The 21,950-nt window shown below is 49.7% G+C and carries 19 protein-coding genes; all 19 read right to left on the bottom strand.

The window, feature by feature from the left end; all coding sequences use genetic code 11:
• Positions 1 to 25 precede the first annotated feature (25 nt).
• On the bottom strand, positions 26 to 1,216 hold the full coding sequence (gene argD, locus KJW29_RS29735) for an acetylornithine transaminase (RefSeq protein WP_214627346.1): 1,191 nt from the start codon (positions 1,214 to 1,216) through the stop codon (positions 26 to 28).
• A gap of 7 nt (positions 1,217 to 1,223) precedes the next feature.
• Positions 1,224 to 2,027 (bottom strand): acetylglutamate kinase, encoded by an 804-nt coding sequence (gene argB / locus KJW29_RS29730; RefSeq protein ID WP_214627345.1) that lies wholly within the window; start codon positions 2,025 to 2,027, stop codon positions 1,224 to 1,226.
• A 14-nt stretch (positions 2,028 to 2,041) separates the two neighbouring features.
• Positions 2,042 to 3,271, bottom strand: coding sequence for a bifunctional ornithine acetyltransferase/N-acetylglutamate synthase (argJ, locus tag KJW29_RS29725; RefSeq protein WP_214627344.1), 1,230 nt, complete (start codon positions 3,269 to 3,271; stop codon positions 2,042 to 2,044).
• A 72-nt stretch (positions 3,272 to 3,343) separates the two neighbouring features.
• Positions 3,344 to 4,393 (bottom strand): N-acetyl-gamma-glutamyl-phosphate reductase, encoded by a 1,050-nt coding sequence (argC, locus tag KJW29_RS29720; protein ID WP_214627343.1) that lies wholly within the window; start codon positions 4,391 to 4,393, stop codon positions 3,344 to 3,346.
• A gap of 349 nt (positions 4,394 to 4,742) precedes the next feature.
• Positions 4,743 to 5,636, bottom strand: coding sequence for a YitT family protein (locus KJW29_RS29715; RefSeq protein WP_425517584.1), 894 nt, complete (start codon positions 5,634 to 5,636; stop codon positions 4,743 to 4,745).
• Positions 5,637 to 5,699: 63 nt separating this feature from the next.
• A protein-coding gene (prfB, locus tag KJW29_RS29710; protein WP_214627342.1) for a peptide chain release factor 2 occupies positions 5,700 to 6,810 on the bottom strand; the annotation gives its coding sequence in 2 pieces (ribosomal slippage) (positions 5,700 to 6,737 and positions 6,739 to 6,810; 1,110 coding nt in all).
• A gap of 40 nt (positions 6,811 to 6,850) precedes the next feature.
• The gene (gene secA, locus KJW29_RS29705) at positions 6,851 to 9,358 is read right to left on the bottom strand and encodes a preprotein translocase subunit SecA (protein WP_108991671.1); all 2,508 of its coding nucleotides are present in this window, start codon (positions 9,356 to 9,358) and stop codon (positions 6,851 to 6,853) included.
• Between the two features lie 133 nt (positions 9,359 to 9,491).
• Complete coding sequence (gene hpf, locus KJW29_RS29700; protein ID WP_087569408.1) at positions 9,492 to 10,037, bottom strand: ribosome hibernation-promoting factor, HPF/YfiA family; 546 nt, start codon at positions 10,035 to 10,037, stop codon at positions 9,492 to 9,494.
• Between the two features lie 117 nt (positions 10,038 to 10,154).
• Positions 10,155 to 11,216: a glycosyltransferase family 2 protein gene (locus KJW29_RS29695; protein WP_246608435.1), complete on the bottom strand. Its 1,062-nt coding sequence runs from the start codon at positions 11,214 to 11,216 to the stop codon at positions 10,155 to 10,157.
• Between the two features lie 486 nt (positions 11,217 to 11,702).
• Positions 11,703 to 12,812 carry a UDP-galactopyranose mutase gene (gene glf / locus KJW29_RS29690; protein ID WP_214631377.1) on the bottom strand — a complete coding sequence of 370 codons (1,110 nt, stop codon included), beginning with the start codon at positions 12,810 to 12,812 and terminating at the stop codon, positions 11,703 to 11,705.
• 96 nt (positions 12,813 to 12,908) lie between these two features.
• A complete protein-coding gene (locus KJW29_RS29685) occupies positions 12,909 to 13,715 on the bottom strand; it encodes a formyltransferase family protein (protein WP_214627341.1) in 807 nt (268 codons plus the stop codon).
• Positions 13,712 to 15,097, bottom strand: coding sequence for a DUF4910 domain-containing protein (locus tag KJW29_RS29680; RefSeq protein ID WP_214627340.1), 1,386 nt, complete (start codon positions 15,095 to 15,097; stop codon positions 13,712 to 13,714). The genes KJW29_RS29685 and KJW29_RS29680 overlap by 4 nt, the downstream gene beginning before the upstream one ends.
• A 130-nt stretch (positions 15,098 to 15,227) precedes the next feature.
• Positions 15,228 to 16,394: a UDP-4-amino-4,6-dideoxy-N-acetyl-beta-L-altrosamine transaminase gene (gene pseC / locus KJW29_RS29675; protein WP_214631376.1), complete on the bottom strand. Its 1,167-nt coding sequence runs from the start codon at positions 16,392 to 16,394 to the stop codon at positions 15,228 to 15,230.
• 34 nt (positions 16,395 to 16,428) lie between these two features.
• Complete coding sequence (locus tag KJW29_RS29670; protein WP_214627339.1) at positions 16,429 to 17,376, bottom strand: dTDP-glucose 4,6-dehydratase; 948 nt, start codon at positions 17,374 to 17,376, stop codon at positions 16,429 to 16,431.
• Positions 17,377 to 17,387: 11 nt separating this feature from the next.
• Positions 17,388 to 18,449, bottom strand: coding sequence for a pseudaminic acid synthase (gene pseI, locus KJW29_RS29665; RefSeq protein ID WP_246608434.1), 1,062 nt, complete (start codon positions 18,447 to 18,449; stop codon positions 17,388 to 17,390).
• 4 nt (positions 18,450 to 18,453) lie between these two features.
• On the bottom strand, positions 18,454 to 19,044 hold the full coding sequence (locus tag KJW29_RS29660; protein WP_246608433.1) for a formyltransferase family protein: 591 nt from the start codon (positions 19,042 to 19,044) through the stop codon (positions 18,454 to 18,456).
• Positions 19,041 to 20,159 (bottom strand): UDP-2,4-diacetamido-2,4,6-trideoxy-beta-L-altropyranose hydrolase, encoded by a 1,119-nt coding sequence (gene pseG, locus KJW29_RS29655; RefSeq protein WP_214627338.1) that lies wholly within the window; start codon positions 20,157 to 20,159, stop codon positions 19,041 to 19,043. Before pseG ends, KJW29_RS29660 begins: the two co-directional genes overlap by 4 nt.
• Positions 20,160 to 20,170: 11 nt before the next feature.
• Complete coding sequence (locus KJW29_RS29650; RefSeq protein WP_214627337.1) at positions 20,171 to 20,899, bottom strand: cytidylyltransferase domain-containing protein; 729 nt, start codon at positions 20,897 to 20,899, stop codon at positions 20,171 to 20,173.
• On the bottom strand, positions 20,896 to 21,942 hold the full coding sequence (locus tag KJW29_RS29645) for a polysaccharide biosynthesis protein (protein ID WP_214627336.1): 1,047 nt from the start codon (positions 21,940 to 21,942) through the stop codon (positions 20,896 to 20,898). Before KJW29_RS29645 ends, KJW29_RS29650 begins: the two co-directional genes overlap by 4 nt.
• Positions 21,943 to 21,950 lie beyond the last annotated feature (8 nt).

Genomic DNA, 21,950 nt, shown 5'->3' with positions numbered 1-21,950 from the left:
TCCGATGTTCCATATTCCGCTATTGTTATTGCGCCGCTCCCAGCAGCTCCGCCAATATCGATACCGCGAGATCGACCTCTTCGTTTGTCACCAGTAAGTTCGGCAGCAAGCGGACCACGTTCGGTCCCGCCGCTATGACGAGCAAGCCGCGATTCTGCGCTTCCGTCAGCACGTTCGCCACCGGACCCGCGCATTCGATGCCGATGATGAGGCCCAGACCTCTGACATCTTTCACAAATGAAACGCCGGCCAGCTTCTCGCGAAGCTGCTCCATGAGATAGGCGCCTTGCTCCGCAGCTCGCGCAGGCAGCTTGTCGCCTACAATCGTCTCCAGCGTCGCCTTTACCACAGCAGTCGCGATCGGCGTACCGCCGAACGTCGAGCCGTGGCTGCCTGCCGTGAAACCTTCGCGCAGCTTCTCCTTGGCGACCATAGCGCCGACGGGGAAGCCGCTGCCGAGCCCTTTGGCCAGCGTAAAGATATCCGGCCGGATGCCGTAGTGCTCGTATGCGAACAATTTGCCCGTCCGTCCTATGCCCGTCTGAATCTCGTCCACGACGAGGAGAATGCCTTCGCGTTCACACAGTTCTGCTACTTGCCGAATATAGTCCGCATTCGCCGGATGGACGCCGCCCTCCGCTTGCACCAGCTCCAGCATGACCGCGGCCGTTACGCCGCTAATCGCCGCTTTGAGCGCTTCAATGTCGTTGTAAGGGATCGTCTTGAAGCCTTCCGGCAGCGGGGCGAAACCTTCCTTCACCTTCGCTTGGCCCGTAGCCGTCAGAGTCGCCAGCGTTCTTCCGTGGAATGATTGTTCGAACGTGATGATTTCATAGCGCCCGTTCTTGGCCACCAGCTGCTGGAAACGACGAGCAAGCTTAATCGCAGCCTCGTTCGCCTCCGCGCCGCTGTTGCAAAAGAACACCGCGTCGCCGCAGCTGTTGTCCGTCAGCAGCTTGGCCGCTTCCGCCTGATTCGGAATTTGGAACAGATTCGATACATGCCACAGCTCGTCAAGCTGCTTCACCAGCGCTTCCTTGATTCGCTTAGGAGCATGCCCCAGATTCGTGACGGCAATACCGCTCATGAAATCCAAATATTTGTTGCCCTTGTCGTCCCACAGCCAGCTTCCTTCGCCCTTAACCAGAGCCATTGGGTAACGCGCATAGGTAGGGAGCAAGGATTGCGTAGCTGCCGCTTCTATCGTATCCGTCATCTTGGAATTACACCCGCCTTTCGCTGGATTGGACGATGCGAGTGCCTACTCCGCCTTCGCGAACGGCCCGCGTCAATACGCCTGGCTCCTGTCCGCTTACGATGACAACCTCTTGCACGCGTCCCTGTATACATTGCACCGCCGCGCGAACCTTCGGAATCATGCCTCCGTAGATTTCGCCGCTCGCGATCATTTCGTCGATCTCCGCCACCGTCACGGACGGGAGCACGACCTTCTCTCCGTCCACCGTCTTCATGATGCCCGGCACGTCCGTGACGACGATCATCCGCTCTACGCCCAGATGGGACGCAACCGCTCCTGCCGCCGTATCTGCATTGATATTGTAGCGTTGTCCCGCGGCGTCGATGCCGATGGGGGCAATAACGGGAATATAGCCCATTCCCATCACCCCTTCGATAATGGACGCGTTCACATCCGTTACGTCGCCGACGAAGCCGATTTCGTGCGCGTTGCCCACCGGCTGAGCCTGGATCAAGCCGCCGTCCACGCCGGATAAACCAAGCGACTGGGCACCGTTAATGCCGATCTTGCGCACGATCTCTTTGTTGATCCTGCCCGCTAACACCATCTCTACTACGTCCAGTACATCATCGTTTGTCTTGCGCAGCCCGTTCACGAACTCCGTCTCGATGCCGAGCTTCGTCAACGTCTCCGAAATCGCGGGACCGCCCCCATGCACGATGACCGGCTTCACGCCCGCCGCCTGCAAGTCGCGCAATTCGTGGAAGAAGCCGTTGGGCAGCGCCGCGAGGGTGCTGCCGCCGCATTTCATCACAAACCGTTGTTCCATGTCCGCTCTCCTCCTTACGTCCGGTACGCCGCGTTAATGCGCACGTAGTCGTACGTCAGGTCGCAGCCCCAAGCGGTCGCGCTGCCGCTCCCCATATGCAAGTCGACGCCGATAACGACCGTATCGCCCTTGAGATATTCCAGCGCCGCATCCTCGTCGAACGCGACCGGACGGGATTGCTCCAGCGTCACGATATCGCCCAGCCGGATATCCACCGTAGCCGGATTGACCGGTTGGCCCGCGCGTCCCACGGCCGCGATAATGCGGCCCCAGTTGGCGTCGGCGCCGAACACCGCGGATTTTACAAGAGAAGAACCGATCACCGTCTTCGCAATCGCCTGCGCCGACTCATCGCTTTCCGCGCCGCGCACTTGCACCTCTACCAGCTTCGTCGCGCCTTCGCCGTCCCTGGCGATCGCTTTGGCAAGCACTTCGCATACATAACGAAGCGCGTCCGCGAACGCAGTCCAGCCTTCATGACGAGGCGTAAGGGACTGATTGCCCGCGAGACCGCTTGCCATGGCGACTAGCATGTCGTTCGTGCTCGTGTCGCCGTCCACCGTAATCATATTAAACGTCAGATCCGTCGACTGGCGCAGCAACGTCTGAAGATCGTCGCTTTCGATCGCGGCATCCGTCGTAACAAAGCCCAGCATCGTCGCCATGTTGGGATGGATCATGCCGGAGCCCTTCGCCGCGCCCGCGATAGATACGAGCTGACCGTCCAGCATCAGCTCCACGCACACCATCTTCTGCACGAGATCCGTCGTGAGGATCGCCTGGCAGAAGTCCTCCGCGCCAGCAAGACCACCGTCCAGCTTCGCCGGCAAGCCGTCGATTCCGGAGCGGACTTTGTCCATTTTCAAATTCTCGCCGATAACCCCTGTAGACGCTACTGCCACCTGATCCGCCGATACGCCGATCGCCTCCGCGAACCGGGAACGCATCTCGTAGGCATCCGCCTCGCCTTGCTCGCCTGTGCAGGCATTAGCGTTGCCGCTGTTGACGAGAACCGCTCTAAGCACGCCGCCCGATCCGATGCTCTCGCGCGTTACCTGCAAAGGCGCCGCCTGAAATACATTCGTCGTATATACGCCAGCCGCCGTCGCCGGAACCTCGCATACGATAGCTCCCAGGTCGTGACGGGTTGTCTTCTTAAGTCCGCAGTGCAGACCGCCGGCACGGAAGCCCTTGGGCGTCGTGACGGAGCCGTCCGCCAATACTTTGAAGCTGCCTTGTTCCATCTTGAATCGTGTCTCCTTGTCAGTTAGGTAGAAGCTGCTCGGTTGCCCAGGCATGATAGCGAGCAGCAGGAATTACGGATATACGGGAACGAATTGCAATCCCAGCGTCTCGTCCCAGCCCATCATAAGATTCAGGTTCTGTATCGCTTGACCGGCAGCGCCCTTAACCAGATTGTCGATGACGGACACGATCGTCACGCGACCCGTACGCTCGTCGACCGCGAAGCCGATATCGCAATAGTTGGAACCCCATACTTCCTTCGTCGCAGGTACCTGTCCTTCCGGCCGAATGCGAACGAAAGGTCTGCCCTCGTAGAAGCTGCGGTATAGATCAATGAAGTCGCTCGCTTTGCGGTCGCCCTTAATCGTGGCATACATCGTCGACATAATGCCCCGCGTCATCGGCACGAGATGCGTCGTAAACGTCGTCACGACCGGCGCCCCGGCCATATCGGACAATATCATCTCGATCTCGGGGATATGCTGATGCTGATTGATTTTATAAGCCTTGAAGTTCTCGTTCAGCTCCGAATAGTGGGTGCCGAGCGAAGCGCCGCGGCCCGCGCCGGACACGCCCGACTTCGCATCGATAATGATGGTTGCAGGATCGATCCAGCCCTCCCTTACGGCCGGCGCAAGACCGAGCGTCGTTGCGGTTGGATAACAACCCGGATTGGATACAAAGCTCGCTCCGCGAACCTTCTCAGCATAAAGCTCGGATAGGCCGAACACCGCTTGCTCCAGATAGCGCTCGTCCGCAGCCGTTTTTTTGTACCATTGCTCGTATAATTCCGGCGACTTCAATCGGAAATCTCCGGACAGGTCGATGACCTTAAGACCCGCTTCCAAATATTGCGGCGCCAGCTTGGAGGCAACGCCCGCAGGCGTGCCCAGGAATACAACATCCGCCTTCTGCTTGATCGCCTCGGCGTCGACATCGTCGAGCAGTTCTTCCCGAATGCCCGTCAGATGCGGATAACCGTCCGTAATCGGCGTTCCTGCGCTGGACGAAGAGATAACCGAAGTCACTTCCGCAAGCGGATGGGACGCCAGAAGCCTTATCAATTCAACGCCGCCGTATCCCGTCGAGCCGACGATGGCGACACCCAGCTTTTTGCCCATTGCGATCCACTCCCTTATTACAATCTCAATCTCATGATGCTATGTGATGTAAGCCCCGCTGCCAAGGTAAAATGTCGTCCATGCGCTTGCAGTCGCGAGGCCTTCCAGTATCTACAACTTCCTATTTTACAACATTAAGGTTGTTATGAACATATGATAGAAGTCTGTATTATTATACATTCAGACTAATATTAATACAATAATCAATATGACGATATTTTCTCACTTGTGAGATTGACTAATCCCCTGCCAAACGTTAAAATAAGAACAAACGTTCCTGTTCGAAACCTGCACAATTATGAATGCTCGATTACGTCTATACATTCAGTCGTGCAGGCTCCCATTCCTTTTATGTCTCCAACTTGAACCCTTGCCCGAGCACCTCGGCCGTATTGCTAATAATAACGAATGCCCCTGCATCGATGTCGCGCACAAGCACCTTAAGCTTCGACACCTCATTCTGGCTTACAACAACCATGAGTACCGTCCGGCCCTGACCCGTAAAGCCGCCGTGTCCATCCAATCTCGTCAACCCGCGGTCCAGATCGTTCAGGATGGCCGTCGCCACCTCCTCCGTCCGTTCGCTGATGATGAATGCTACCTTGGACAATTGCAATCCGTTCTGCATGAAGTCAATCGTCTTGCTGGTCACGAAAAGTCCGATCAGCGCGTACAACGACACCTCCGGCGAGAAAATAATACCCGCCGCAATAATAACGCAGCCGTCAAAACAAACAATCGCCAGATTGTACGGGAGCCCCGTAAACCTGTGAAGCATCTGCGCCGCCAGATCAAGTCCCCCCGTGGATCCGCCGCCCCTGAACACCAACCCTAGCCCCAGTCCGACGCCGATCCCTCCGTATATAGAGGCCAAGATCGGATTGTCCGTAGGCGGCGGCATATGAGCTGTCAGAAGCACGAATAGCGGCAACACGATCGTACCCAGCAGCGTCTTGGCGCCAAATTTCCGCCCAATGATCAGCACTCCGGCTATGAACAACGGAATATTGATGGCCCATTGCGTGTACGCGGGCATAACGCCAGCCAGCTCTTGCACCAAAATCGATATGCCGGATACACCGCCCGAAGCAATGCCATTCGGCACAAGGAACAGATTAAAGCTCGTGGCTACGATCATCGAACCTAATAATAATTGCGCGATATTCCATATGGCATACAGCCGTGGATTACGCCGCTTTAGCGAATTGCCGCGTTTTCTCTTTCCCACTTCCACTCGAACAATCCCCCTATACCCAAAAGAAGAGTCCCGCACCGTTAATTACAGTGTCAGAACTCTTCCCTTTTGTTATTCTTCCTGGCTAATCTGATGACGCAAATAGCCGTCGATGAAGGCGTCGATATCGCCATCCATCACCGCGCCTACGTTACCTGTCTCCACGGATGTGCGGTGGTCCTTGACCATGCTGTAAGGGTGGAAGACGTAGGATCTGATCTGGCTGCCCCAAGCAATGTCGGACTGCACCCCGCGAATCTCGGCGAGCTCTTTCATCTGCTCTTCGATCTTGCGCTCGTATAGCTTCGACTTCAACATCTTCATCGCGCGATCGCGGTTCGCGATCTGTGAGCGTTCCTGCTGACAAGCAACGATGATCCCCGACGGAATATGCGTTATCCGGATCGCGGATTCCGTCTTATTGACGTGTTGACCGCCCGCGCCACTGGCTCTATACGTATCGACCTTCAGATCCTCCGAACGAATCTCGATCTCGATTGTGTCGTCGATCTCCGGCATTACGTCGAGCGAGCAGAATGACGTATGACGTCTACCAGCCGAGTCGAATGGCGAGATTCGCACGAGTCGGTGCACGCCCTTCTCCGCTTTGAGGTAGCCGTAAGCATTATATCCTTTGATCAGGATGGATACGCTCTTGATGCCCGCTTCGTCTCCGTCCTGGTAATCCAGCACCTCGACCTTGAAGCCGCGCTTCTCCGCCCATCTCGTGTACATCCGGTACAACATCAGTCCCCAGTCCTGCGACTCCGTGCCGCCTGCGCCGGGATGAAGCTCGATGATGGCATTGAGCTTATCGTAAGGCTGATTCAATAACAATTGAAGCTCGAAGTCGCCAACCTTCGTCAGTAGAGCCTCGACGCCTTGCGCCAGCTCGGCTTCGAGAGACTCATCGCCCTCTTCCTCTACCAGCTCCATCATCATCTGCAGCTCTTCCCGGTCGTTATTCATCCGATCGTATTGCTCCACGACCGACTTCACGGCGTTCAGCTCGGAGATAATGCCTTGCGCCCGCTCATTGTCGTCCCAGAAGTCTGGCATCGACATTTTTTCCTCAAAGTTCGCGATGATCTCTTGCTTGAGATCTAGGTCAAAGAGACCCCCTGAGCTCTTGGAGTCGCTTGGCCATCTCGCGTAGATCCTGTTTTACCTTAATATCCAACATGGCACGATTCTCCTCAATATAAGGTAGTTCAACTACCTAATTACTTTCCGTGGCACTGCTTGTATTTCTTGCCGCTGCCGCATGGGCACATATCGTTGCGTCCGACGCGTTCTTCGCGCTTCGCTGGCCGCTTCTCCGTATTCTCGCCACCGCCGCTAGTCGACGACGTTTGGCCCTTCACGACCTCTTGGCGCTCCAGGTTGCTCTCTACGCGAGCTTTCATGATATACTTGGCGACTTCCTCCTGAATCGTCTCGATCATCGCCTTGAACATCTCGAAACCTTCGAATTGATATTCGCGAAGCGGATCCGTACCGCCGTACGCGCGGAGATGGATACCTTGGCGAAGCTGATCCATCGCATCGATATGATCCATCCACTTGCTGTCTACCGCGCGAAGCACGACAACCTTCTCGAATTCGCGCATCGTCTCGGCGCCAAGCTGCTCTTCTCTTTGGTCATAATATGCAACGACCTTGCCAAGGATGAATTCGGACATCTCCTCCTTCTCCTTGCCCCACAGCTCTTCCTTCGTAATGGAGCCGTCATCCAGCAGATTGGCGTGCACATAATCCACGATGGCTTGCAGATCCCAATCCTCCGGAATATCCTCTGCACAATGCGCTTCAACGATACGCTCGACGACCGGCTTGATCATATCCATCACTTCACTGCGAATGTCCGACGATTCCAGAATATCACGGCGCTGCTTATAAATAACCTCGCGCTGCTGGTTCATAACGTCGTCGTATTGCAGGACGACCTTCCGCGTATCGAAGTTGCTTCCCTCTACGCGCTTCTGAGCGGATTCTACGGCCTTGGAGATCATCCGGCTTTCGATCGGCTGATCTTCTTCCAGACCGAGGCGGTCCATCATCACCATAATATTTTCCGAACCGAAGCGACGCATAAGTTCGTCTTCCAGCGACAGATAGAATTGCGAAGAACCAGGGTCGCCTTGGCGTCCCGCGCGTCCGCGCAGCTGATTGTCGATCCGGCGGCTTTCGTGGCGCTCCGTACCGATAATATGAAGACCGCCAAGCTCAGGCACCTTTTCGCCCAGCAAAATGTCCGTACCGCGTCCCGCCATATTGGTCGCAATGGTAACGGCGCCGTATTGACCGGCACGCGAAATAATTTCAGCTTCCTCGGCATGGAACTTCGCATTCAACACTTTATGCTGGACACCGCGGCGCTTCAGCATATCGGACAGCTTTTCCGAATTCTCGATGGAGATCGTGCCGACCAGGACCGGCTGGTTGTTCTTGTGGCGCTCCACGATCTCTTCTACGACGGCCTTGAATTTGCCGTTTTCCGTCTTATACACGACGTCCGGGATATCCTTACGAATCATAGAGCGGTTCGTAGGAATCTGAATAACGTCCAGACCGTAGATCCGGCGGAACTCTTCTTCCTCCGTCTTCGCCGTACCCGTCATGCCCGCCAGCTTGCGATACATCCGGAAGTAGTTCTGGAACGTGATCGTCGCGAGCGTCATGCTTTCGTTCTGTACCTTGAGCTGCTCCTTGGCCTCGATCGCTTGATGCAGACCATCGCTGTAGCGGCGGCCGGACATGAGACGACCGGTAAACTCGTCGACGATAACAACCTCGTCCTCTTGAACGACGTAATCCACGTCCCGCTTCATAATGACGTTAGCCTTGAGCGCTTGCTGGATATGATGGTTAATAAGCACGTTAGCGTGATCGAACAGGTTCTCGATGCTGAAGGCGCGCTCCGCCTTCTCTACGCCTTGCTCGTTCAGCATGACGTTGCGAAGCTTGATATCCACCGTATAGTCCTCTTCGACCTTGAGTTTGTTCACGAAGCGGTCGGCCGCATGATACAGCTCTGTCGACTTGGCTGCTTGTCCGGAAATAATAAGCGGCGTACGCGCTTCGTCGACGAGGATGGAGTCCACTTCGTCAATAATCGCGTAGTACAGGGGACGCTGAACCATCTGTTCCTTGTACAGAACCATGTTATCGCGCAAATAATCGAATCCGAACTCATTGTTCGTGCCATAAGTAATGTCGCAGGCATAAGCCTCTTGTTTCTCCGAATGCGACAATCCATGCAGGTTACAGCCCACTGTCATTCCAAGGAAGTTATACAGCTCGCCCATGATTTTGCTATCGCGCTCAGCCAAGTAGCCGTTGACCGTAACGACGTGAACACCCTTGCCGAGCAATGCGTTCAAGTAAACGGGGAGGGTCGCGACGAGCGTTTTACCTTCACCGGTTTTCATCTCGGATATTTTACCCTCATGGAGCACCATACCGCCAAGAAGCTGCACGTCAAAATGGCGCATGCCAAGCGTGCGCTTCGAAGCTTCCCGTACCGTAGCGAACGCCTCCGGCAGAATAGCCGTCAGCTCCTCGCCCTTTTCGATGCGCGCCTTAAACTCATCGGTTTTGCCGCGTAATTGTTCATCAGACAAAGCCGTGAATTTCGACTCCATCGCATTAATCTCTTCTACCGTCCGCATGAGGCGCTTTACTTCGCGCTCATTCGCGTCTCCGAATATTTTTTTCACCAGTCCGAGCATGGTTTTCCCCTTTCGGTAGTTGGTCTATTTGTTTAAGATTGTAACAGTTTGTAGACCCTGTCGCAATGCACCTGCGGCAAGGCGCAAAAAAGCCCTGCTCCAATATGGAGACAGGGCTCGCGGTTGTTATGGATTAGCCTTGCTCGATTAATCCGTATTTGCCATCGCTGCGTCGATAGACGACGTTGACCTCCTTGCTCTCCGCGTTGGCGAATACGAAGAAGTTATGTCCAACCATATTCATCTGCAAAATGGCCTCTTCCACATCCATCGGTTTCAGAATATGACGCTTCGTGCGCACGAGCTCCAGATCTTCTTCCTCTTCAAGCACACTGACTGCGGAGCCTTCTTCTCGGAACAGGGCTCTCACTCCGCTGCCCTGTCTGAATTTGCGATTGACTTTGGTTTTGTACTTGCGAATCTGGCGTTCCAGCTTATCCACCACCATATCGATGGACGCATACATGTCTTCGCTCTTATCTTCGGCGCGAAGCATAACGCCAACTAGCGGAATCATCACCTCTACCGTATGCTGTGCCTTCGTGACGGAGAGAGTGACATTAATTTCGGAGGTAATAGGTGATTCGAAATATCGTTCCAACCGGCTAAGCTTCTTCTCGACGTAATCTCTCAAAGCATCTGTAACCTGAAAACGTTGGCCTCGAATGTTGTAATTCATGGGGCATTCCTCCTTTACATGCTCTTATTATATCATATGCGAGAACCTAGATCAAAATAGTTTTTAGTTATTTGTGAATTTTCAGAAAACTAATAGTGGGATTGTGACGATACATCGTCACAACGCCTTTAAGCGATTTTCAGAAGGCGCGTATTCGTAAGATGCAGCCTCCCGATAATAAGCAATGGCTTTATCAATCTGCCCTGTTACTTCATAAAATACGCCTAGGTTGTGCAATGCTGAGAAGCTTCCAGTTCCTAATACGCTATCATAGCGATCGGTTTCTCCTAGCTGCAAACATTTGAGGTAGGATTGTTCGATGAGCGGCAGCAGGTGGGCGTGGTTTGCCGTATCGTTCAGAATGAGATCCAAGTAATATTGGCCGCATACAAAATGGAAGTCTGGGAAATCATTCAGCTTCGGAGTTTCCGCCTCAATCACCGCCAAACCCTTATCTAGTTCCTTCGACGAAATCATGGCATACAAATAATCGACCACTACGTTAGGATGATAGTTTTCATTACGTTTTAAAAGTATATAGGCTTCTGCCAAATGATGATGGCAGAGTTCGAAGTTTTCGATGCCACGGTATTCTTTTGCGATTTGATAGTGGTAATAAGGGTGGTTCGGATGAGCCTGAATCTCCATCAGAAGAAGCGGCACATTGCGTTGAGTTCTTAAAGATTCAACATAACCATCGTGACCAACTTCAACGTTAATCTTGATCCGAGGGAGATCAGATACAACTTGTTCATGTATTCTCCCCTCGTAGAACACCCCTTTCGGAAAAAGCCGGGAGATGAAGCACTGCGCATAGGCTATTTCCTCTTTGTCCTTGAAAGCGTCGATACGCTTCACACGTCCGATTGCAGGGTTTCCATTAATAAAGGCTTTGATTTCCTCAGCGCAGTCGTTCATGATATATTCATCCGCATCAAGGACCAGGTTCCAATCGCTTTTCGATTGCGAAAGAGCAAAGTTACGGGCATCGGCAAAATGATTGCTCCACACGTAGTCATATATATTTGCATTATAAGAGAGCGCTATTTCTTTCGTCCGGTCTGTCGATCCAGAGTCAACTATAACAAACTCATCCACAATATCTTTTACGCTGTCTAGACACCTGCCTAAAACGGCTTCTTCATTTTTGACTATCATCACCAAGGACAAGGTTTTCATGACTAGCCTCCATGCTCATTATTCTTAATTCAATCAATATCGACAGATTTGGATGCTGTCATTAGCTTAGATTTTAATCGAGTCGGAAGGGGAGCCTAACCGCCGTCCTCTCACACCACCGTACATGCGGGTCCGCATACGGCGGTTCCAAAAGGTTAAAAGGCTCTACCGTCTGGCAGTGTCATTTCGCCGAGGCTAGTCGGAAATAGCCACACCAGCAGATGAGCTAGTAGTTCAACTGAATAATCCGGTTCTCCATAGACAATATCGTGTTCACTTCGTCAACTCTCGTATCTTTTCTTTGAATTGCGAGATGTTTAGCCTCTTGCGAGGATTCGATAGCACCCTTTTGAATACCTAAAACATTATTGCGGCCGTACTTCGTCCAGCATAGGCTAAAACGGCCTTATCTCAAGAACAACAGCATCATTTTCTTTAATCTCTATCTGTCACACTCATCACATTGATAACAGAGAAGAGCCTGGATCAATTACTTTCTTCGAATTCCTTCTCCACCAGCCCTAACGCGGCCTCAATGACTTTATCCATGTCATAATATTTATAACCCCCTAATCTGCCTCCGAAAATTATATGCGGATCACTAGCCGCCAGCTCCCGATATTTCTGGAAAAGAGAGTTGTTGCGAGTGTCATTTATGGGATAATATGGTTCATCATCGCGAGTCCAATCTGCCGAGTACTCGTAGGTAATGACTGTCTTCATTTGTGTGCCGAATTCAAAATGCTTGTGTTCGATAATTCGTGTATAAGGTACATCAGCAGCGGTATAATTAACAACCGCGTTACCCTGAAAGTTCTCCTCATCCAAAATTTTCGTATCAAATACAAGGCTCCTGTATTCCAACTCTCCATAACAATACTTATAGAACTGGTCAATCGGACCTGTAAACAGCGTTTTGGTTGCAATATTGGGATTCTCTTTAACAAAATCGAAGTAGTCTGTACTTAGTCTCACTTCGATCCCCTCAAGCATTTTCTCTATAATTTGAGAATACCCACCAATCGGAATACCCTGATATCGATCCGTAAAATAATTGTTGTTGTAGGTAAAACGCACCGGCAAGCGCTTAATTATGAATGCAGGAAGCTCAGTACATGGCCGTCCCCATTGCTTCTCCGTGTAGCCCTTAATCAACTTCTCATAGATGTCCTTACCTACCAAATGAATGGCCTGCTCCTCTAGATTGCGAGGCTCGTCAACACCCGCATTAGCAATCTGCTCTTCGATGATTCGCTTAGCCTCTGCCGGCGTCTTTATCCCCCACATTTTGCTGAATGTATTCATGTTGAACGGCAGATTGTACAATTCATCATTGTACACGGCCACCGGAGCATTCACAAAATGATTGAACTCGGCAAACTGGTTGATATATTCCCATGTAGCTTTATTGGACGTATGAAAAATGTGAGCCCCGTATTTGTGTACGTTAATCCCTTCAACATTCTCTGTATAAATATTACCAGCAACGTGATCACGTTTGTCGATTACTAAACAACGTTTACCTCGCTTGGTCGCTTCATAAGCAAAAAGAGAGCCAAATGGTCCTGCGCCGACGATTAGATAATCGTATTGAATCAAAAGGTGACTCACTCCAATCTAAATTTATCAAAAAAGCTTTCGGACGAATCATCTGCTCTACTTTCTTACCAATCGTTTTAAAGTTTAACAAAATTAATGAAATGCTCTTACCAAATTGGGTGCTTCGCTTTGGATTCTACCATCTAAAAACTGATCAACAATATCATTGTCAAACAATTGATAGATGACTCGCAGGTGGGTAGGTTCCCAGTCCGAATTGAGAAAGAGTTTTCCGCTGTTTTTTTGCGGAGTTCCTTCAAACTTATGGCCATCTTTGCGAAGGTTTAAGATCTTAACTAGATCTTTGGCCACTTGAGTAACGGCACGACAAGCAACATCGTGGATTCCATCACCTTTTTTAAGCTCAGGTACAGAGTGATGAATGATATCGCCTGCATCAATTTGAGGACTTAGCCTATGAATAGTCATGCCAGCCCAATTAGGCTTCATAAAATAAAATGGCCAAAATAAAGTAACAGTTCCACGATACCAAGGGGAAAGTCCCCCATGAATATTCCAAGCATAGTTTGGACAAATATCAATAATCTCTGGTGACAATTTATGAACACCATAGGAAACTAGTTGATCTGGATTAAATCTTCTAATCCAATCAACAACTTTTTGGCTGTTCAGTTCTTCTTGACTGATATACAACACAGGTATACCATCAAGTAGATCTATAGAGATTGTCTCATCAAAAAACCTATGTTCTGTAAGATCACGGTCCGAAAAATGGCGAATAAAGTTCTTTCGATCAATTTCTGTTAGGTTCTCAGGTGGTGCAGGAACAAAGCTCTCACGTTGTTCTATGACGAGTGCTCGTACAAGACCTGCTTCATGTAGCCTGCGAGCGATGTACAAATGACGGGGATGGGAGCCAGTCATGAAAACCGTATTCAATCGAACCAACTCCTTTTCTCCAGATAAGGACCTTTAAGCAGGTTTTTCTGTAACAATAATTGAACGATTGGTAACATTTCAAAAATGTTCGTTTCACACTTCTCAGCAATCTCCGATAAACGATGTTGACCATCTGCATAGTTAAGAAGAGTAAGCACTCGATTCAGATGTGTACGACCATCAATCTGTTCATTAGTAGAAAATGAACGGTTCAAAGGGCTATTCAAATCAGGATATAAGTCGTGCTGGTCAAGTTTTACTTCCCCGTAAGGTGATTGACTTACGTAATACCCATCTTCCTCGAATGCTTTTAATAACTGCTCTATTTCATCCACGCTGTTCATCAATGCCTGTAATGTCATAAATTCTTTATCATCCATTGAATTATGATATGCTTCATATTGCCCATACACACTACGAGCCATCTGCCCTACTGGGAGATTAAAACCTGGAGAGCAATACTGGCGTTCATCAGACCCGCCGATAGGAGTGAAAGGACGTATATTACCAGTGACCACGCCCGATTGAAAAATATGTTGAATAAAATCGTCAAGATGAGAGGTCTCTTGTCTAGACGTTTTGTAGCTAAGAGAAGGCATGGCTCCGCTCGAATCTTTACCTCCAAGACAAGTAAAAACAAGTCCGGCGTATAACTGCTTCTTTAGTTCTTGTCCGAATAGATGGAGATAAGAAATACTGCCAATTGTTTCAGGGAGAAATACAAAACGATACGTAAATCGACGATTTGTCCACTTTTTAAGTCTTTTGTAAAGAAAAGTAGCTACAAGTGGACCACTTAGCTCATTGTTGGCCATCGAGGGGTGGCAAATATACGTGCTTAATAAAATTTCACGGTCACTCGATCCTGGAAGTACGCAGTGTGCCAGGTTCAGCTCTCCATTGACAAATTCGGAATCGATGTATGCATGATATTCTCCTTCGGGAAGAGATTCGAGTTGTCTGTGAGCCATGCAGAATCCACTGCGTCTTTTATAGTAGGAAGTTACATATGGAATTGCATCAGGTAACGTAGGCATGGAGTTAATATATTGCTTAAGCTCACTTAAAGGCATTCTTTGATCGAGGGGTGCGCTATAGTTAACAACGTGTAAATTGTATTTAGCAAAATCAATAATCTTGTTACCGGCCGAATCTTTAATCCAAGCTTCGCGAATATGCCATTCCTGGGGAATAGTCCAGTCAAATACCTTTGTTCCTGTTGGAACTCTGAGCAGCTCTAAATCAATATGCTTTTGTAATAGTTGAATGGATTCACGTACACCGGGACCTGTTATGCTTCGACAGATTGGAAAGAGGAGATCAAATAAATCTTCCATTTCTTGCAATTCAACATTAGTATCTACTGAGGTTCCAACGGTCATTCTTATCGACTCCGATATACTTCGAATTTTATGATTATCTTTAAAAGAGGACCTCCACGAAACGAGTTCTTGGAGGCCACAGACACGTTACAACTACTGTAGGTATAGTGACGCGTAAAACAAATTCAAATTATAGCACTTCATAGGTCTTGCCAGCTGTTCGTAAAACCGCATGAATGACGTCCTGTACGTCATCATCCGACATCGCCGGGAAAATTGGCAGGGACATTGCCTCCTCATAATAAGCTTCTGCTTCCGGACATTGCTGATCTGCATAACCAAGATCACGATAATATGGCTGCTTGTACACAGGAATATAATGTACATGAACGCCGATATTACGTTTGCGCAGCTCTGCGAAAGCATCAGCTCGGTCAATGCCTACTCGCCAACGGATGACGTACAAATGCCAACTCGAGTTTGATTTAGGGTGCTGGTAAGGCCTCATGATGCACTCGAAGTCTGCGAATGCACGATTGTACTGCTCTGCAATCTCTCGGCGACGCACAACGAAGCGATCAAGCTTATTCATCTGAGAGGCACCAAGTGCAGCCTGTATATCGGTTATCCGATAGTTATATCCAAGTGATTGCATCTCGTAATACCAGGGGCCATCGTTACGTTCTAGCAACGCTGGATCTTTCGTCATCCCGTGGCTGCGAAAAGCGAGTAGTCTATCACGGTACTCCTTGCTATCCGTAGCAATGACACCGCCTTCCCCAGTCGTCACGTGCTTGACTGGATGGAAGCTGAACATCGTCATGTCCGCGAGTGTCCCAACCTTGCGCCCTTCGTAAGAAGCCCCTAACGAATGAGCAGCATCTTGGATGAAGACGAGACCATTTTCTTTCGCAAGCTTCGAGAAACGATCCGTTTCCACCGGCTGACCGCTGAAGTCGACGGCAATGATCGCCTTCGACTTGGAATTGATTTTGCGCTCTACATCGTCAGGGTCTAAGTTGTATGTATCCGGCCGGATATCCGCGAATACTGGCGTACCTCCGCAATAGAGTATGCAGTTACTGCTAGCCAAAAAGGTAATCGGCGTCGTAATAACCTCATCGCCTGGCGAGATGCCCGCCGCATAACATGCGCCGTGCAAAGCCGCAGTTCCATTGCTGAACGCGACTACGTACTTCGCGCCTACATATTCTGCCACCGCTCGCTCGAAACGCTCAATAGCTGGTCCTTGTGTAATAAAATCTCCCTGCAGCACGTCCACAACGGCTGCGATATCCTCATCGTCAATCCATTGCTTGCCGTAAGGAAGAAAAGTATTACGATCGCGGCGGTTCATTGTGTTCATAGGCAACTGCCCTCTTTCAAGAGAATTAAATCAGATTCGTGGTCTTAATCCACTGCTCTGTTCTACGAATACCCTCTTCTAGCGAAATTTCCGGCCTCCAACCTAACAGACGCTCAGCCTTATCGGAGTTACACAGCAACTTCTGTATCTCACTCTGCGGATGGATATGCTTAACATGACATATACGCGATTCGTCTCCAACGACAAGTTGAGCCAAATCGTTGATTGCAATGTCACTCCCTAGCCCAGCGTTCACAATCTCACCATTCACAGCGTCGGAGTATCCCGCTTCAGCGACGAACCGTGCACAATCCTCAACATAAAGCAAATCGCGGGTTTGCGTGCCTTCCCCATAGATGTTCAGCATCTTACCAGACAACTTGTTCTTAATAAAAATCGCGACAACTCCGCCCTCTCCACCTGTTTTCTGGAATGGACCATATGTATTGAACGGACGAATGACAACCGTCGGCAAACCATAAGCATGGTAGTAAGAGAGTACCATGTTCTCAGCAGCGATCTTCGCTCCGGCATATGGAGATGCTGGCTTAATCGGGTCAAGCTCGGTGATGCCTCCCGGATTTGTACAACGGTCGTACACCATGCATGTGCTCATAAAGACAACTTTAACGTCATTCTTGCGGCATTGCTCAAGAATATAGAACGTGCCAATTGTATCGTTATTGAACGTCGTACGCGGATCATCGATCGAATCCTGCACGTTGATGGATGCGCCGAGATGATAGCAAATATCGAAGCTGTTCTCTTCAAACAACCGCTCGAGCAGTGTCTCGTCCAGGATCGTGCCCTTAATGAAAGCCTTCAATCCTGAATTTTCCCGGAACTCGTCAATATTCACTTCACGACCGTTAGACAAATCATCCACGATCCACACTGAATGGCCATCATCAAGCAGATGTTTGGCCACCCATCTTCCGATAAATCCGGCCCCGCCGGTAAGTAGAATGTTCATCGATTTCATCCTCAATCCATAATTATGTCATAACTCGCTGGCGTTCCCTTCGATACGTCCTTCCTAACCTTCTGGCCCAGCAACAGCTCCAAATGTTTCGGAGAAAGACCGTAACCCGGACGAATCGCTCGCAGGTTGTCCGCTTTTAACACTTCGCCAACTTTCATATCTTTGACGACATAGAGAGAGCGTCGGAACTTTAACGAGCCCATCTCCCTCTCCGTCGCCCCGTAAAAAATCGTCCCCAAGCCTTGCCAAGCTCTCTCTGTTTCTTCTACGAGACTGCGCATTTCCGCAGGCTCGAGCGAAAACTCGGCATCGACTCCACCGTCGGCACGATTCAGAGTAAAATGCTTTTCGATGACCGTTGCCCCCATAGCCACGCTGGCAACGGCAACTCCAATACCGAGCGTATGATCCGAAAGGCCGATTTGGACGTCGAATAATTGCTGCATGTGTGGAATCGTACGAATATTCGAGTTCTCCGGAGAAGCAGGGTAAGAGCTCGTACATTTCAGCAAAACAAGATCATTCCCTCCGGCCTCTCTAACCGTTCGAACAAGCTCGTCCAACTCGGCTATGCTCGCCATTCCCGTTGAGACGATCATTGGCTTTCCAGTCGAGGCTACTTTGCGAAGAAGTGCCACATCGGTATTTTCGAAAGAAGCGATCTTGTAACACTCGACGCCGAGCGATTCCAAGAAATCAACGGCCGTTTCATCGAAAGGAGTGCTGAAACCAATCATGCCCAGTTCCTTGCAGCGATCAAAGATCGCTTTGTGCCATCCCCATGGTGTATGCGCCTCGTCATAAAGGTCGTATAAGGTCCTGTTCTTCCATAAACTATTCTGGTCTTCAATATAGAAGTCAGGGTTGTCCGAATTGATTGTCATCGTATCAGCCGTATAGGTCTGAATCTTTAATGCATGCGCTCCAGCTTGAGCTGCCGCTTCTACGATCTCTAACGCCTGCTCCAACGACTGGTTATGGTTCCCAGACATCTCCGCGATGATGAACGGCGGATGGTTCGCTCCGATTTTGCGGTTGCCGACGACTATTTCATGCTTATTCAATTTGCTACCCCTCCGTCGTTTTTGATAGTAGTCCTTTACCCAAAATCCTTTCGATCGGAGTTTCCCAGCTATCCGTTAGTAAGTGAGCATATCGCTGCTTATCTGCCGTTCTATGATAACTTCCTCCAGCGGGTTGGACTGTTCCCTCTGCTTTTCCGGAACGGATTGACGGCCATTGGGTAACAAACAAGTCCTCGATTGTTGCTGTAAGGTGCTCGTAGCTCGTCTTTAATGTATCTTGCGGACTGAATTCCACCATTTTCTGCGCGATAATATCCCCGGTATCGAGACCGCTGTCGATATAATGAATCGTCACGCCCCTCGGTGTATCTTCTAAGAAACTCCACAAATTAGGATCCGCCCCTCGATTCCAAGGTAAATACGAAATATGTAGATTGATTAATTTGCGTTCGAATTTTTCTAAGATAGGTTGCCGAATCAGATACCGATATTTATAACTAACAATGAATTCGATTTCCGCAAGTTCCAGTTCTTCTAATAGAATACGTTCTTCTGTGCACCACACTGTATCTCCGTGCATTTGAAGCGTTTCAATAATACGTCTATTGTTAGGACCTAGTAAACAAATATTCAATTCACTTCATCCTTCAACATAGAATTAAGAATATCGGTAACATCCGATGCATCTTCGTTAAAGTGATTTATCAGCATCAATGCTGCCGAACTCATTGCGGTGACTAGCTCAGGACTTCGTTGAAGCTGATCAAAACAATCAAACCATGCTTGTTCTGAAATCTCATTATAATGGCCTAAATAGAACGTTGCCCCAGTTAATGCAACCGTTCTCGTGATTTCCACTTGATTGTCCGCAGTCGTTATGGTTACGGAGGGCAAGCCTAAAAAGCATCTTTCCCAAGTGGTCGAGCCTCCGGCCCCTAATGCTAAATCAGCATGCAGCATCAGCCGGGACATGTAGTCGATCTGACTATGAAGTCGGAAATGGTTATGCGTAGCACAAAATCGAGCAATGTCATCAAGCTGTTCATTGGTCCCTCCGACAACTACATCAAATTCAACCTCCGTCATGACTAAGCGAGCCATCGCTTTGAGAGTCTTTAATGTCTCCCCCGTTGGGTCGGTGCCTCCAAAAAAAATGAGAACATTGCGAATCGAGCCATCCCGAATCCTCGCCTTCGCACGGGCGAGTTGAAACTCTTCCCTCAAAAGGGCATACTGGGGGCCAAGCAACTTCACGCAAGCACTTGGAACCAAACCGTCGTACCGTTGAACCATTCTATCAAACAGATTCTGATCGAGTAAGATGTCACAATCATGTGTTCGGTTTGCGAGATCATCGATTACGAAAATGCGTCTCGCGAACGCTCTAGCTTTCTTTTCCCAGCGGCTATCAATCGCGTAATGATCAATAACGAGCCAGTCTAATAGACCGTTATCCCCTAAGCTTCCTGCCGTCTGTGCAACGTCAAGCGACCAAGATTCGCCCAACCACGTTTCGTATCCGGTTCCCTTGACCTTTTGCCCCTTCGTTTCCTCACATGCCGGCAACCGATAAACGTGAAACCCTTGACGTTGAACGTAATCGCACAGATTCCCCTCGTGTTCCCTGCACACGAAATAAACATCGGCTCCACTACGACGCAGCCTCTCTGCCAGTGTCAGGCTTCTCATAACATGTCCGCTTCCAATTTCTATAGAAGCATCAACGCGAATACCGACTCTCATCATCATTCAAGCCTTCCTTAGACTAGCTTTTTCTGTTCTACGTGCGCGTTAATTTTATTCAATTCAGGATAGTGAAATAGCAAGACTTTCGCATCTTCGAATGTAATGTACGGCCCTTCATATCTGCATTTCTCGAAGATCGTACGAATCAATTCCCAATCCTCTTCCGTATCTAAAGTCCAACGATAATGGGAATAATCTTCTGAACCCCTTTGTGTTGCACAACGGAATACATCCGGATGCTGATATAAATATGGTGTTACATGTTCGCGTTCATAAGGACGACTTGCTTGGGTCCATGCTGTCTCCAACGCACTAAAACTGAAAATCTCCGCATCGAGCCCCCTCGGATACGTTCGTTCCAGTGTGTTGCTGGCATAATCGCTACCCGATTCCCGGTACAAACAGATGAGATCTTCGACGACAGCAGGCTCGATTAAAGGACAGTCGGACGTGACGCGAAGGACAGCCTCGGCCCCCGCCTTCTTGGCTGTCCTGTAGTACCGGTCGAGCACATCATCTTCGCTCCCCCGATAAACTTGTATGTTTAAACGGCGCGCCTCATCTTCGATAGGATCATCATTCTTCTTCGACGTTGTGGCAATCCATAATTCATCGATGGAAGGCACGCGCCTCAGCCTATCAATCACATGGCCAAGCACACTGAGTCCATTAATTTGTTTAAGCACTTTGCCCGGTAATCGCGTCGAGCCCATTCGAGCTTGTACAATAGCCACTGTCTTCACAGGCCTACTCCCGCTTTCATGATCGGCGCATGTTCAATTAAACGATTCGACAACAACATCTCTCGCAGTTCTTCTTTCGAGATCGGAAGAGCGTCATGGGAACTATAGCTGTCTGTTCGAGTCACTCTTTCTCCCTCATATTTATTTCGTTGAATGAACGCACTCGGAACAACGAACATATCCTCCAATTCAATCGCTCGGCTGTATTCTTCCTCTGTTAATAGCTCCTCATACATTTTCTCACCTGGCCGCAGACCTATTTCTTCGATTTGAATGCGTTTTGCCGGAATGCCCAACTGACGTGCGGAAGCCTCGATAATGCAGTCAGCAAGTTCGGACAGTCGGATAACTGGCATTTTCAGAACGAATACTTCTCCACCTTGTGCCCGTTCCATCGCCTTGATCGTGAGCTCCGTTGCTTGCTGCTTCGTCATCATGAATCTCGTCATGTCGCGCCGTGTCAAAGTGATGCCACCGCGCTCTGCGATCTGTTGCTGAAATAATGGGATAACTGAACCTCGAGAGCCCATGACATTACCGAAACGAACAGCCGCAAAAATCGTTTTACCTGCCCCTGCCTGATATTGCCCGGCTTGAATCAATCGTTCAGCCATAAGCTTGGATGCACCATACGTGTTGGAGGGCGCGATCGCCTTGTCCGTGCTCGTAAATATCGTTTTTCGCACTCCGCATTCGAGGGACGCACGTATTACGTTCTGGGTGCCAATAATATTCGTCTGAACCGCCTCGAAGGGATTATATTCGCAAGCCGGTACATGCTTCATCGCAGCGACGTGGAACACATAATCGATGTCCTGCATCGCACGGAGCACACGATCGTAATCACGAACATCTCCGATGAGGTAACGGATATTCCCATATTCCCGCATTGCTTGCTGAAGCTCGAATTGTTTATGTTCATCACGGCTAAACACACGAACGACGGTCGGCGACTGAGATAATATATGCCGCAGAAGACTCTGTCCAATCGTTCCTGTGCCGCCAATAATTAATATTTTCTTTTGATAGAAGAAGTTATCCATCTCAGACT

This window comes from Paenibacillus agaridevorans (assembly GCF_018604145.1).
Lineage (GTDB): Bacteria > Bacillota > Bacilli > Paenibacillales > Paenibacillaceae > Pristimantibacillus > Pristimantibacillus agaridevorans.
Note: the sequence above shows the minus strand (reverse complement) of the source record. Positions and strands in the feature narration are given on the sequence as shown.

Coding starts and splice junctions, on each gene's coding strand:
- argC (WP_214627343.1), bottom strand. CDS start 4,393: ATGGGCAAAAAGCTGGGTGTCGCCATCGTCGGCTCGACGGGATACGGC.
- argD (WP_214627346.1), bottom strand. CDS start 1,216: ATGACGGATACGATAGAAGCGGCAGCTACGCAATCCTTGCTCCCTACC.
- KJW29_RS29670 (WP_214627339.1), bottom strand. CDS start 17,376: ATGAACATTCTACTTACCGGCGGGGCCGGATTTATCGGAAGATGGGTG.
- KJW29_RS29645 (WP_214627336.1), bottom strand. CDS start 21,942: ATGGATAACTTCTTCTATCAAAAGAAAATATTAATTATTGGCGGCACA.
- argB (WP_214627345.1), bottom strand. CDS start 2,027: ATGGAACAACGGTTTGTGATGAAATGCGGCGGCAGCACCCTCGCGGCG.
- pseC (WP_214631376.1), bottom strand. CDS start 16,394: ATGAACCGCCGCGATCGTAATACTTTTCTTCCTTACGGCAAGCAATGG.
- secA (WP_108991671.1), bottom strand. CDS start 9,358: ATGCTCGGACTGGTGAAAAAAATATTCGGAGACGCGAATGAGCGCGAA.
- KJW29_RS29680 (WP_214627340.1), bottom strand. CDS start 15,097: ATGACCGTTGGAACCTCAGTAGATACTAATGTTGAATTGCAAGAAATG.
- hpf (WP_087569408.1), bottom strand. CDS start 10,037: ATGAATTACAACATTCGAGGCCAACGTTTTCAGGTTACAGATGCTTTG.
- argJ (WP_214627344.1), bottom strand. CDS start 3,271: ATGGAACAAGGCAGCTTCAAAGTATTGGCGGACGGCTCCGTCACGACG.
- KJW29_RS29695 (WP_246608435.1), bottom strand. CDS start 11,216: ATGAAAACCTTGTCCTTGGTGATGATAGTCAAAAATGAAGAAGCCGTT.
- pseG (WP_214627338.1), bottom strand. CDS start 20,159: ATGATGATGAGAGTCGGTATTCGCGTTGATGCTTCTATAGAAATTGGA.